General features: G+C 67.8%; 9 protein-coding genes. 2 read left to right on the top strand and 7 right to left on the bottom strand.

Going from position 1 to position 12,619, the window contains the following annotated elements:
• Positions 1-3: 3 nt before the first annotated feature.
• Positions 4-894: a transglutaminase family protein gene (locus M2352_RS16020; protein WP_264665569.1), complete on the top strand. Its 891-nt coding sequence runs from the start codon at positions 4-6 to the stop codon at positions 892-894.
• Between the two features lie 3 nt (positions 895-897).
• Here M2352_RS16020 and M2352_RS16025 read toward each other — a convergent pair whose 3' ends face one another.
• The 5 genes from M2352_RS16025 to recO all read right to left on the bottom strand — a co-directional run bounded on the left by M2352_RS16025 (position 898) and on the right by recO (position 7,750).
• Positions 898-1,314, bottom strand: coding sequence for a response regulator (locus M2352_RS16025; RefSeq protein WP_264665570.1), 417 nt, complete (start codon positions 1,312-1,314; stop codon positions 898-900).
• On the bottom strand, positions 1,307-2,806 hold the full coding sequence (locus M2352_RS16030) for an ATP-binding protein (protein ID WP_264665571.1): 1,500 nt from the start codon (positions 2,804-2,806) through the stop codon (positions 1,307-1,309). Before M2352_RS16030 ends, M2352_RS16025 begins: the two co-directional genes overlap by 8 nt.
• Before the next feature lie 375 nt (positions 2,807-3,181).
• Positions 3,182-4,363 (bottom strand): TRAP transporter substrate-binding protein, encoded by a 1,182-nt coding sequence (locus M2352_RS16035; protein ID WP_264665572.1) that lies wholly within the window; start codon positions 4,361-4,363, stop codon positions 3,182-3,184.
• Positions 4,364-4,750: 387 nt separating this feature from the next.
• Positions 4,751-6,979, bottom strand: coding sequence for a DNA topoisomerase IV subunit A (gene parC / locus M2352_RS16040; protein WP_264665573.1), 2,229 nt, complete (start codon positions 6,977-6,979; stop codon positions 4,751-4,753).
• 60 nt (positions 6,980-7,039) lie between these two features.
• Positions 7,040-7,750: a DNA repair protein RecO gene (gene recO / locus M2352_RS16045; RefSeq protein ID WP_264665574.1), complete on the bottom strand. Its 711-nt coding sequence runs from the start codon at positions 7,748-7,750 to the stop codon at positions 7,040-7,042.
• A 151-nt stretch (positions 7,751-7,901) separates the two neighbouring features.
• Between recO and M2352_RS16050 the strand changes: the two genes are divergently transcribed.
• Positions 7,902-8,900, top strand: a complete 999-nt coding sequence (locus M2352_RS16050; protein WP_264665575.1) for an MDR family oxidoreductase — start codon at positions 7,902-7,904, stop codon at positions 8,898-8,900.
• 165 nt (positions 8,901-9,065) lie between these two features.
• On the opposite strand, the gene M2352_RS16055 is transcribed toward M2352_RS16050, so the two are convergent.
• Both M2352_RS16055 and M2352_RS16060 read right to left on the bottom strand, forming a co-directional pair.
• Positions 9,066-10,262: a hypothetical protein gene (locus M2352_RS16055; protein ID WP_264665576.1), complete on the bottom strand. Its 1,197-nt coding sequence runs from the start codon at positions 10,260-10,262 to the stop codon at positions 9,066-9,068.
• 11 nt (positions 10,263-10,273) lie between these two features.
• Positions 10,274-12,598, bottom strand: a complete 2,325-nt coding sequence (locus M2352_RS16060; protein WP_264665577.1) for a UvrD-helicase domain-containing protein — start codon at positions 12,596-12,598, stop codon at positions 10,274-10,276.
• Between the last annotated feature and the right edge of the window lie 21 nt (positions 12,599-12,619).

The raw sequence follows: 12,619 nt of genomic DNA on the forward strand, positions 1-12,619 counted from the left end.
CCCATGCTTTACCGCTGCCGCCACACCACCCGGTACGATTACGGCGAGGCCGTGCCCGTGTCCCACCACATGGTGCATCTGGCCCCGCGGCCCCGGCCCGGCCAGACGGTCCATTGGCACCGGCTGACGGTCAGCCCCGGTGCCGCGGTGATGGCGGAGGTGCTGGATTACTTCGGCAACCCCGTCTCGTACCTGGCGGTCCAGGAACCTCACCGCGTGCTGGACATCACCACGCAGATGGAGGTGACGGTGGACACGCCCCCGCCCTTCGACGCGGCCGCCACCCCGCCGTGGGAAGCGGTGCGCGATGAGGCGGCGGCGGTGCCGGGGGACCGGGCCGCCGATATCGTCCAGTTTCTGTTCGACAGCCTGCTGGTGCGCCCGCTGCCGGAGATGACCGCCTATGCCGCCCCGTCCTTTCCCCCCGGCCGCCCGGCGGGAGAGGCGATGGTGGATCTGATGCGGCGGATTCACGCCGATTTCACCTTCGACCCCATGGCCACCACTGTCGCCACCCCGCTGGCCGAGGTGATGGCGAAGCGCCGGGGCGTGTGCCAGGACTTCGCCCACCTGCTGTGCGGCATGCTGCGCGGGTTCGGCATTCCCGCCCGCTATGTCAGCGGCTATCTGCGCACCCTGCCGCCGCCGGGCCAGCCGCGGCTGGTGGGAGCGGACATGAGCCACGCCTGGGTCTCGGCGTGGTGGGGGGGCGGGTGGATCGACCTGTGCCCCACCAACAACCGTCTGGCCGATGCCGACTACATCACCCTGGCCTGGGGCCGCGATTACGATGACGTCAGCCCGGTGCGCGGGGTCATCATCGGCGGCTATGGCCATCACCTGACGGTGGAGGTGGATGTGGAGCCGCTGGACGGGGATTGTTTCCCGGCGTGAGGATCACGTCCGCGCTGCCGACCCGGCGATCGCGCGGTTCAGCGCTTCCAGGATGGCCTGTGGGCTGACGGGCTTGCGCAGCACCTCCAGCGGTTGCCAGCGGCGGTCGAGGAGTTCGTCCTGGCCGGGGTCGAGCGCCAGGAACCCCGTCATGACCACCACCGGCAGCCCGGCGTCGAGCGCCCGGATCTCGCGGATCAGGGTGCGCCCGTCCATGCGCGGCATCCGCAGGTCGGTGATCAGCACGTCGGCGGGATCGCGCTGCTGCCGCTCCATCGCCTCCACCCCGTCGCAGGCCAGCGTGACCCGGTAGCCGTTCAGGGACAGGAAATCCTCCAGCGCCATGGCGGCCAGCGGTTCGTCTTCGGCGACGATGATGTGGGGGGCGGGCTGCGCGTCGTTGCGGGGGATGTCAGGCATGGGAGGCCGTCTCGGTGCCGGATGGGGGGGCCAGGGGGAGGGTGATGGTGAAACGGGCGCCCCGCCGCCCGTCGCCGTGGATCAGATTCATGACGTCGATGCGCCCATTCATGGATTCAATGATGCCATAGCTGATGGACAGGCCGAGCCCCGTGCCCTTGCCCACATCCTTGGTGGTGAAAAACGGATCGAACAGGCGGGGCAGGACCGCCGGGGGAATGCCCCCGCCGTCGTCATCCACCCGGATGCGCACATGCCCGCCCTGTTCGTCGATGGACAGGGCGATGGCGCCCGCCCCATCCTGGACCGCCCCCGTTGCGGCCCGCCGTTCGGCGATGGCGTCGCGGGCGTTGGACAGCAGGTTGAGCATCACCTGTTCCAATTGCAGGGCGCTGCCGATGACACGGGTGCCACCGGCGCCCGGCTCCAGGGTCACGGTGATGTTTTCCAGCCCGTATTGATGCTCCACAAGCTGGACCGCCGCGGTGGCGGCGGCGGTGGGGTTGATGAGGCCGGCGGTGGGGTTCTCCTGCCGGCTGAACAGGCGCATATGGTCGATGATCCGGCCCATGCGTTCGGTCTGGCCGCAGATCAGGCCCAGAACCTTTTCCGTCCGTTCCGTATCCAGCATGCCGCCCCGCAGGCGGGCCAGGGCGTTTTCCCCCCACATGCGGATGATGTTCAGCGGCTGGCTCATCTCGTGGGCCAGGCCGGCGGCCAGCGTGCCCAGGGTCGCCATTTTGGACGCCTGCACCAGTTCGTTGTGCAGCCGGTGGCGTTCGGTGATGTCGCGGCTGCTGCCCAGGATCTGGACGATGCGCCCGCTGTCGTCGGCCACCGGCACCAGCACCGTGTGCCACACCCGCCGGCCCACGGGCAGGTCGGGTTCGTCGTCTTCGAAATCCATCGGCTGGCCGGTTTCGGCGCACGCGCTGAAGCGCGCTTCCAGCCGGGCGGCGGTGTCCGGCGGCAGCACATCGGCCAGGGGGCGCCCGGCGACCATGGCCGGGTCCAGCCCGGTGGCGCGGGCATAGGCCGGGTTGAGGGTGTCGAAGGCGAAGCTGCCGTCGCGGGAGGCCGTCACCACGAACAATCCCTCCGCCAGATGGGTGAAGAAACGGGTGTAGCGCTCCTCCGTCGCGCGGCGCATGGCGATTTCCTGCTGGAGCGCGAGGTTGGCCTCCTCCAATTGCCGCGGGCTGGGCAGGGCCAGGATCCGCGGCATCAGCAGCCACAAGGTGATGGCGGTCAGCAGCGACACCAGCGCGGTCACGGCCTTGATCAGCCCTTCCACGCCGTAATCGGGGTTCCACAGGGTCCAGACGTCGAACAGGTGGGTGGTGCCGCAGGCCAGGATGAAGGCGGCGAACAGCAGGAACACCCAGCCGTACGCCACGTCGCGCCGTTTGTGGATGAAATACAGCAGCGCCAGAGGAATGGAATAATAAGACAGGCCGATGATCACATCGGAAAACACATGAAGTGCCAGCACATCCGGCTGCCATGCCAGACACATTCCATGCGGGATGAAGTTGTCCCTTGAAAAAATGTCGGACAGGCTGCTGTTCATGCGAGGTGGCCCATTCCTCTTATGAAGTGGTAATCGCAAGTCTCCTTTTATGTATCGTCCCACCTCGCCGGAACAATCATCAAACCTTCGTACGGCCTAAAGGAGGATCCCATCCGGGCCGGAATCAAGAGTTCCGCAGGGGCCGGTCAAAGTCAATGTGCCCTTTGGGTGGAGCCTGTGCCGAAGGGCAGAGGGAAACGTCATGGAGTGACTTTTACGGTACGCGGTTGGAACGGTTTCAGACAAAGAAAAAGCCCCGCACGTGGCGGGGCTTTTCCTGTTTCAACGATTGGTTGGTCAGCCGCCGCGCTTGGGCGCCGGGGTGGAATAGACGAAGTTGTCGAAGGTGTTTTCCGCCACGCGGAACCACAGATATTCCTCGTCGCGGAACTTGCGCCACGCGTCGTAGACCTTGCGGAATTTTTCGTTCTTGGCGGCTTCGGCCTCGTACACCTCGAAGCTGGCCTTGAAGCAGGCCTGGAGCACGTCGCGGGGGTACGGCTTCAGGATGGTCCCGTTGGCGACCAGGCTCTTCAGCGCGTTCATGTTGACCACGTCGTACTTGGCCAGCATGTCGGTGTTGGCATAGGCGCAGGCGGCGGCCAGGATCGCCTTGTAATGCTTGGGCAGCTTTTCATACTCGTCCTTGTTGGTCAGGAACGAGATCTGCGGGCCGCCTTCCCACCAGCCGGGGTAATAATAGTATTTGGCGACTTTGTAGAAGCCCAGCTTTTCGTCGTCGTAGGGGCCGACCCATTCGGCGGCGTCGATGGTGCCCTTTTCCAGCGACGGATAGATGTCGCCGCCGGCGATCTGCTGCGGCACGGTGCCCAGCTTGGCCATCACGGTGCCGGCGTAGCCGCCGATGCGGAACTTCAGACCGTTCAGGTCTTCCACCGACTTGATTTCCTTGCGGAACCACCCACCCATCTGGGTGCCGGTGTTGCCCGCCGGGAACTGCACGATGTTGTAGCCGGCAAAGAACTCGCGCATCAGCTCCAGACCGCCGCCGTGGCCCATCCACGCCATCTGCTGGCGGGCGTTGAGGCCGAACGGCATGGAGGCGTCGAAGCCGAAGGTCGGGTCCTTGCCGACGTAGTAATAGGACACGGAATGGCCGCACTGGATCGTGTTGTTCTGCACGGCGTCCAGCACCTGCAGGGCGGGCACGATCTCGTTGCCGGCGAACACGCGGATCTGGAACTTGCCGTCGGTCATTTCCGACACGTACTTGGCGACCACTTCCGCGCCGCCGTAGATGGTGTCCAGGCTCTTGGGGAACGACGAGGCGCAACGCCACTGGATCGCGGGGCTGCTTTCAACGATGGCAGGGGCGGACGGCGTGGTGGCAGCCGGGGCGGGGGTCGCGGGCTCGGCGGGGGCGGGCGTTTCGGGGGCCGTCTGGGCGATGGCCGGGGCCGCCAGCATGGCGGCGGCGGTGCCGGCCCCGGCGGACGCGATGAACGTACGGCGTTTCATTGGGGTGCTCTCCCTGTTGTCGCGGTCTGATGGGCGCGCGCGTTGATGTCTTGAACCGAGAGCGGTCAGCCGGGGGGGCGTGGCGCAGACGCGCCAATACACCCCTGTGCGGCCATCCGCAAACGGGTGGGATCGGAGTTTCCAGCAGAAGCAGGCGTCACGCGGGCATTGCCCCGGTCATGGCACGAACCGTGTCGGTCACGCTTCATCCTCCCCTGCCGTCGCCCGGTTCACCGGCCGCCGCGGACTCAAAAGCCCCAGCCGCCGGTGCCGGTTTTCTTAATGGATGAAACTATGCCGGAAACGGACGGTTTGTCGCAAGGCCATCTGTTTGGCCAATGGGCGTAGTGGAAATCCACAAGACCCGTCCGTTTCTCTCCCGCCGCCCTATTCGAAACGATTGGTCTTGGGGAAGCCGTTGGGCGGCATTTTCCCCGCACTGCCGCGCAGGCCAAGCCAGGGGGTGACGTCGGTTTCCAGCCGGCGCCGTTCGCCCGACGGCCAGCCCAGCCCTTCGGCGAAGCGGAAGGTCTTCAAATCCGACAGGCTGGCGTCCTTGTACTTCTGAAGCTGCACGCCTTTGCCGCGGGTCATCACCGGCAGTTCTTCCAAGGGGAAGATCAGGAGCTTGCGGTTGTTGCCGATGACGGCCACATGGTCGCCGTCCACCGGGTGGCAGACGCGGGCCGAGCGGCCCGACTCCAGGTTCAGCACCTGCTTGCCGGCGCGGGTCTGGGCCAGCACCTCCGCCTCGTCCACCTGGAAGCCGCGGCCGTCGTCGGACGCGACGATCAGGCGGCGGTCCGGCTGGTGCTTCATCAGCGTCACGATGTCCACGTCGTTGCCCAGGTCGATCATCAGCCGCACCGGCTCGCCGAATCCCCGCCCGCGGGGCAGCTTGTCGGCGGTGAGCGTGAAGAACTTGCCGTTGCTGGCGAAGACCAGGATCTTGTCCGTCGTCTCGCAATGAAGCCAGAAACTCTCGCGGTCGCCGTCCTTGTACTTGACGTCGGCCCGCTCCCCCTCGTTCAGGTGGCCGCGGACGGCGCGGATCCAGCCCTTGTCGGAGCACAGCACCGTCACCGGCTCCCGCTCCACCACCGCATCCACGGGGATGTCGATGAGGACCGGGGCCTCGGCCACCAGGGTGCGGCGGTCGCCCAGCGGCCCCTTGCCGAACCGCTTCTTGATCTCCGCCACCTCCTCCGTCAGCCGCTTCCAGCGCAGGGACTCGTCGCGCAGCAGCAACTCCAGCCCGGCCTTTTCCTCCGACAGGGTGGCGTGTTCGGTGCGCAGTTCCATCTCCTCCAGCTTGCGCAGGTTGCGCAGGCGCATGTTGAGGATGGCTTCGGCCTGCACGTCGGTCAGGTCGAAGGTGCGCATCAACTCGGCCTTGGGCTCATCCTCCTCCCGGATGATGCGGATGACCTCGTCAAGGTTGAGGTAGGCTTTCAGATAGCCGTCCAGCACCTCCAGCCGGTGGTCGATCTTGCCCAGCCGGTGGGTGGAGCGGCGGACCAGCACCTCCATCCGGTGGTCGAGGAAGGCGCGCAGTACGTCCCGCAGGTTCATGACGCGGGGCACGTTGTCCCGGCCCAGCACGTTCATGTTCAGTGGGAACCGCACCTCCAGGTCCGTGGCCTGGAACAGCGAGGCCATCATGACCTCGGGGTCCACGTTGCGGCTCTTGGGCACCAGCACCAGCCGCACGTCTTCCGCCGATTCGTCGCGGATGTCCTCCAGCAGCACCAGCTTCTTCTGGGTCAGCAGGTCGGCGATCTTCTCGATCAGGCGGGATTTCGGCACCTGATAGGGGATCTCGGTGACGATCACCTGCCATGTGCCCTGGCCCAGCTTCTCCACCGTCCAGCGGGCGCGCAGGCGGAAGCCGCCGCGCCCGGTGCGGTACGCCTCCAGCACCTGATCGCGGGATTCCACCAGCACGCCGCCGGTGGGGAAATCGGGGCCGGGCATGAAGCCGACCAGCGTTTCGACCGGTGCGTCCGGCTGTTTGATCAGGTGGCGCAGCGCATCGCAGATCTCGCCCACATTGTGGGGCGGGATGCTGGTCGCCATGCCCACCGCGATGCCGCTGGACCCGTTGGCCAGCAGGTTGGGGAAGGCCGCCGGCAGCACCACCGGTTCTTCCCCGTCACCGTCGTAGGTGGCGCGGAAATCGACCGCATCCTCGTCGATGCCGGCCAGCAGCGCCTTGGCCACGTCGGTCAGGCGCGCCTCGGTGTACCGCATGGCGGCGGCGTTGTCGCCGTCGATGTTGCCGAAATTGCCCTGGCCGTCGATCAGCGGGTAGCGGACGGCGAAATCCTGCGCCAGACGCACCAGCGCGTCATAGACCGCGGTGTCGCCGTGGGGGTGGAACTTGCCGATCACGTCGCCGACCACGCGCGCCGATTTCTTGGGCGGCGTGGTGGGTTCCAGCCGCAACTGGCTCATGGCGAACAGAAGCCGGCGGTGGACCGGCTTCAGCCCGTCGCGCACGTCGGGCAGCGAGCGCGACATGATGGTGGACAGAGCATAGCTCAGGTACCGCTCGCCGAGGGCATCGGCCAGCGGCTTTTCCAGGATCTCGGAAACGGGCTCGGGCGTCTTCTTCATGCACCGCACCCTAGCCGAACACGGCCCCCGGTTTCCAGCGCTTTGAGTTCCGCAAACGTTCTATCGGCTGGCGGTAAGCCGGTCGGCCAGCCGCCGGCGGGCGGGGGGCAGGGGGGCGTTCAGCACGTGGCGTTCGAGGAAATGGCCGGTCAGCCGCAGCCCGTCGGCGGTTTCCAGCGTCCCGCCGCCGCCGCGCCCGATCAGGAACCCCGGCAGCGGCAGCAGCCGGTCGCGGTACGGCTCCCCCACCGCCGCGGTCACCGCCCGCCCGGTGCGCGGGCTGACATAGGCCAGATAATCGTTGCCGCCGGTCACGGCACAGCGGTCGAGATCCAGCCCGAAACCCAGCTCGGCCAGCAGCCCCACCTCCCATCGCACATAGCTTTCCGCCCAGGCGGGGGAGGGAAGCAGGCCCAGCAGCACCAAAAGCCCGTCGAACACCGCCGGGTGCGGTTCGTGTTCGGGCAGGGCGGCGTCCACCAGCGCGCACGCCGCGGTCAGCGCCGCCAGCCGCGGCGCCTCGTCCAGCACGGCGGCGGCGTAGGCGTGGACGGTCTCCAGCGTGAAATGCCCCAGATGGTCGGGCAGCCGGCCCCGCCAGCGGGCGTCGGTCAGGGTTCCCGGCTCCAGGGTGGCGCGCAGGCGGCTGGACCGCCCGCCGGGAACCAGCCCGGCCGAGCGCCCATGCCCGCGGGTCAGCATCACCGCCACCGCCGCGGTTTCCCCGTGGGGGCGGGCCGACAAGACGATGCCCTGGTCGCGCCATTCCATGGAACGAAACTAGTACGAAACCGGGGCCGGCACCAGCCTTTCCCATTCCCGCTCCCATTCCCGCTGTTGCAGGACGCGGCCTTTTCACCAACACTTTCTCCCGGCGCGGAGCCAACCGGGCCGGAATTCCATGAAAACGGAGAGGGACGTCATGACCGCGGAACGCTTTACCGCCTTCGTCATCGAGGATGTGGAGGGCAAGCCCAAGGGCGGCTTCAAGGAGATCGGGCTGAGCGACCTGCCGGATCATGATGTTCTGGTGCGGGTGGATTACTCCACCGTCAATTACAAGGACGGGCTGGCCGTCACCGGCAAGGGCCGCATCGCCCGCAATCTGCCCATGGTCGGCGGCATCGATCTGGCCGGCACGGTGGTCGAATCGCGCTCCCCCGACTGGCAGCCGGGCGACGCGGTGCTGGTCAACGGCTGGGGCCTGTCGGAAACCGCGTGGGGCGGCTATTCCCGGTATCAGCGGCTGAAGCCGCAGTGGCTGATCCGCCGCCCGGCGGCCTTCACCGCCGAACAGGCGATGGCCATCGGCACCGCCGGCTACACCGCGGCCCTGTGCGTGGACGCGCTGGAGGATTGGGGCCACATCCAGCCGGGCGGGGCGGAGGTGCTGGTCACCGGCGCCGCCGGCGGGGTGGGGTCGGTGGCGGTGGCGCTGCTGGCCGCCCGCGGCTACACGGTCACGGCCTCGACCGGGCGGGCGGAAACCGCGGATTACCTGACGGCGCTGGGCGCCACCACCATCATCGGGCGCGCGGAACTGGCCACGGCGGGCGCGCCGCTGCAAAAGGAGCGCTGGGGCGGGGCGGTGGATTCGGTGGGCGGCACCACGCTGGTGACCGCGCTGGCCCAGACCAGCTATGGCGGGGCGGTGGCCGCGTGCGGCCTTGCCGGGTCGGCGGACCTGCCGGGCAGCGTGTTCCCCTTCATCCTGCGCAGCGTGGCCCTGCTGGGCGTCGATTCGGTGATGGCCCCCGCCGCGAAGCGGCAAAAGGCGTGGGACCGTCTGGCCCGCGACCTGAAACCGGAAACGCTGGCTGGTGTGTATTCTGTCGAACCCTTCACGGCCCTGCCGGACCTGGCCGCCAGGATCATCGCCGGCCAGATCCGTGGCCGCGTGGTCCTGGATCTGCGCGGTTAGAGTCCTTCAGGTGCTTATTGAAGCACCTGAAGGACTCTAAGCTTTTGGTTTTCCCGTGTGATTCACGCTTCAAACGATTCCGTTTGAACCGATCACACTCTAATCGAGGGGTTCCAAGGGCCGCCGGCCCTTGGCGGGGAAGCGCGAAGGGGAAGATCCCCTTCGCTACCGCTTCTGCAGCCGGTCCGCCACCTCGTTGATGCCTTCGGCCCTGAGAATCGCCTGCCTCTGCCGCATGCGCCGCCGGGCGATGGCCTCCTCCATCCCGGCCCCGCCCAGAAGCATCCCATTCTCATCCCGCAGATGCAGGACCAGTTGGTCGAGCAGGCCCGGTTCCTGTTTCGGGTCGCGGGGGTCGAGCGGGCGGTCGCCGCCGATGGCGGCGCGCAGCCGTTCGATCAGCACCACCCGGCAGGTGGGGGCGAGACCGCGGTGGATGAGGGCGGAGATCCGCCGCAACGGGTCGGTTGGGGGGATGCCCTTCGGTTCCGGTTCCCGTCCGGTCAGAGCGTCGGCCAGCGTGGTCAGCCCACCGGCCAGATGGGGCTGATGGCCCAGGATGTCCTTGACCACCTCCGCCGATTCCAGGGCGTCGGCCATGGCGCCTTCGATCAGGGGGCCCGGCAGGTGGGCGGTGCAGCGTTCCATCATGGCGGTCAGGGTTTCCAGCCGCCCGGCCAGCGAGGGCATGCCGGTCATATGGTCGGTGAGCTGGGCGAGGAAGAGGAACTGGGCCTCCGCCCCCTCGCCGCTGCGTTCCAGCCGGTCCAGACTTTCGCCCGGCTGGGCGGGGTCGAAGGTGGGCAGGCGGCGCAGCACCGCGGCCCCGTCGCGCGCCCGCGCCACGGCGGCGTCGGCCAGGATGCGCAGCTCACGGGCTCGGGTGGCGTGGGGCGTGCCGGCGGTCTGGCCCTGGTGGCGGGCGACGGCGTGGATGGCGGCCCCCAGCAGCGCGGCCTGTTCGTCCAGGGCGCGGGCGTAAGGCCAGCCGTGGAGCAGCTCGGTCATGGTGATGTGGTGGCGGTCCAGGAACATGCGCAGCATCCGCCCCATCACCGACCGGGCGGGAAAGCCGTAGAGGTCAGGCAGGGTATAGCACCAGGGCGCCCCCTCCCCCTCGTCCGCCAGGACCAGCGGCTTGTTCTTGGTCTTGGGCAGAAGGCTCTGAAACACCACGGTTTCCAGCAGCATGCCGGGCAGGGGGCGGTACTTCACCACCTTCACCCCTTCGGCCAGTCGGGCGGCGAGCATGGATTTGGCGGAGGCCAGCGCGTCCGCCTCCTCCGCGAAGGTGGATTCGATCCGCCACCGCCCGTCGCGGAGCAGATGCAGCTCGAACTTGGACGCGCCTCTGCCGAACAAGGGCACCGTTCCTATTCCGCCTGATCCGCCGGCACGACGAAGGCGTCCATCACCTTCTTCACGCCGGCATGATCGAAATCGATCTCCAGCTTGTCGTCGGCCACCCCGATCACGGTGCCGGCGCCGAATTTCTGGTGGAACACCCGCGCGCCCTTGGCGAAGGGGGCAGTGGGCCGGGGCCGCGATTCCACGGTATAGGCGGTGCCCTCCAGCGTCACGCCGCGGGGGGCTGGCGGCTGGCGGTTGGGCACGTTGCGGAAGAAGGACGCGGAATCGCGGAAGCCCCCGCCCATGCCCGACCCCATGCCGCCGCCGGTCTGCCCGGCGAACAGGCCGGCATCGGCGTCGGCCTCCACCGTGTCGGGCGGCAGCTCGTCGATGAAGCGGGAGGGCAGGGCGCTGACCCAGCTTCCGTACAGCCGCCGGTTGGCCGCGTGGCTGATGAAGGCGCGGCGCCGGGCGCGGGTCAATCCCACATAGGCCAGCCGCCGTTCCTCCTCCAGACCGGCGATGCCGGTCTCGTCCAGGGCGCGCTGGTTGGGGAAGACGCCCTCCTCCCACCCCGGCAGGAACACGATGTCGAACTCCAGCCCCTTGGCGCCGTGCAGGGTCATCAGCGTGACCTGCTCGGCCCCGGCGGACTCGGCGTTTTCCATGACCAGGGAGACATGTTCGAGAAAACCGCCGAGATTCTCGAAATCCGCCATGGCGGTGACGAGTTCCTTCAGGTTTTCCAGCCGGCCCGGCGCCTCGGGCGTCTTGTCCTCCTGCCACATGCGGGTATAGCCGGACTCGTCCAGGATCATCCGCGTCAGGTCGGTATGGGGCATGGTCTGGGTCAGCCCACCCCAGCGGAAGAAATCCTGCAGCAGGCCGCGCAGCGTGTTGCGCACCTTGGGCTTCAGCTCGTCGGTTTCCACCAGCGCCCACCCGGCCTCCACCAGCGGCACGCCGCGGGCGCGCGCGGTCTGATAGAGCGTCTGCATGGCCGCCGGGCCGATGCCGCGCTTGGGCACGTTGATGATGCGCTCGAACGCCAGGTCGTCGTCGGGTTGGTGGGTGACGCGCAGATAGGCCAGGGCGTCGCGGATTTCCTGCCGTTCATAGAACCGCGGGCCGCCGATCACCTTATAAGGCAGGCCGAGCGTGATGAAGCGTTCCTCGAACTCGCGGGTCTGGAAGCCGGCGCGCACCAGCACCGCCATCCGGCCCAGCGTGACGCCCTGGCGCTGGAGCGATTCGATCTCGTCGCCGACCCAGCGGGCTTCCTCCTCGCCGTCCCACACGGCCTTGACCCGCACGCGGTCGCCGCCGTCGGACTGTGTCCACAGGGTCTTGCCCAGCCGGCCCTTGTTGTTGGCGATCAGGCCCGAGGCGGCGGCCAGGATGTGGCCGGTGGAGCGGTAGTTCTGCTCCAGCTTGATGATCTGCGCGCCGGGGAAATCGGATTCGAAGCGCAGGATGTTGCCGATCTCCGCCCCGCGCCAGGCATAGATCGACTGATCCTCGTCACCGACGCAGCAGATGTTCTTGTGCGCCTGGGACAGGATGCGCAGCCACAGATATTGCGCGACGTTGGTGTCCTGATACTCGTCCACCAGGATGTAGCGGAACTTGCGGTGGTATTCCGCCAGCACGTCCGGGTGGGACTGGAAGATGGCCAGCGTGTGCAGCAGCAGATCGCCGAAGTCGCAGGCGTTCAGCGCCTTCAGCCGTTCCTGGTACGCACGGTACAAAGATACCAGCCGCCCGCCCGCCGTGTCGCCGCCGTCCGAATCGGTCAGCTTTTCCGGCGGCAGGCCGCGGTCCTTCCACCGTTCGATGGCGCCCAGGATCTGGCGCGGCGGCCATTTCTTGGCGTCGATGTTGGCCGCTTCCAGCAACTGCTTGATCAGCCGGATCTGGTCGTCGGTGTCGAGGATGGTGAAGTTGGACTTCAGCCCCACCAGATCGGCGTGACGGCGCAGCATGCGCGCGGCCAGGGCGTGGAAGGTGCCGAGCCACCACCCCTCCACCTCCATCCCCAGCAGCGCCCCGATGCGCTCGCGCATTTCGCGGGCGGCCTTGTTGGTGAAGGTGACGGCCAGAATCTGGAAGGGGGCGGCGCGCCGGGTGACCAGCAGATGGGCCAGACGGGTGGTCAGCACCCGCGTCTTGCCGGTGCCGGCCCCGGCCAGCACCAGCACCGGACCGTCCAGCGCCTCCACCGCCGCCCGCTGGGTGGGGTTCAGCCCGTCGAGGTAGGCGAAACGGTTCGGCACCGCCGGAATGCCGGCAGGGGCGTCCGTTGCGGGAACGGCGTGGTTCAGGGGATCGTCGTCATAGGCATCGCTCATGCCCTATCATATACATCATGC

It is taken from the genome of Azospirillum fermentarium, assembly GCF_025961205.1.
Classification (GTDB): domain Bacteria; phylum Pseudomonadota; class Alphaproteobacteria; order Azospirillales; family Azospirillaceae; genus Azospirillum; species Azospirillum fermentarium.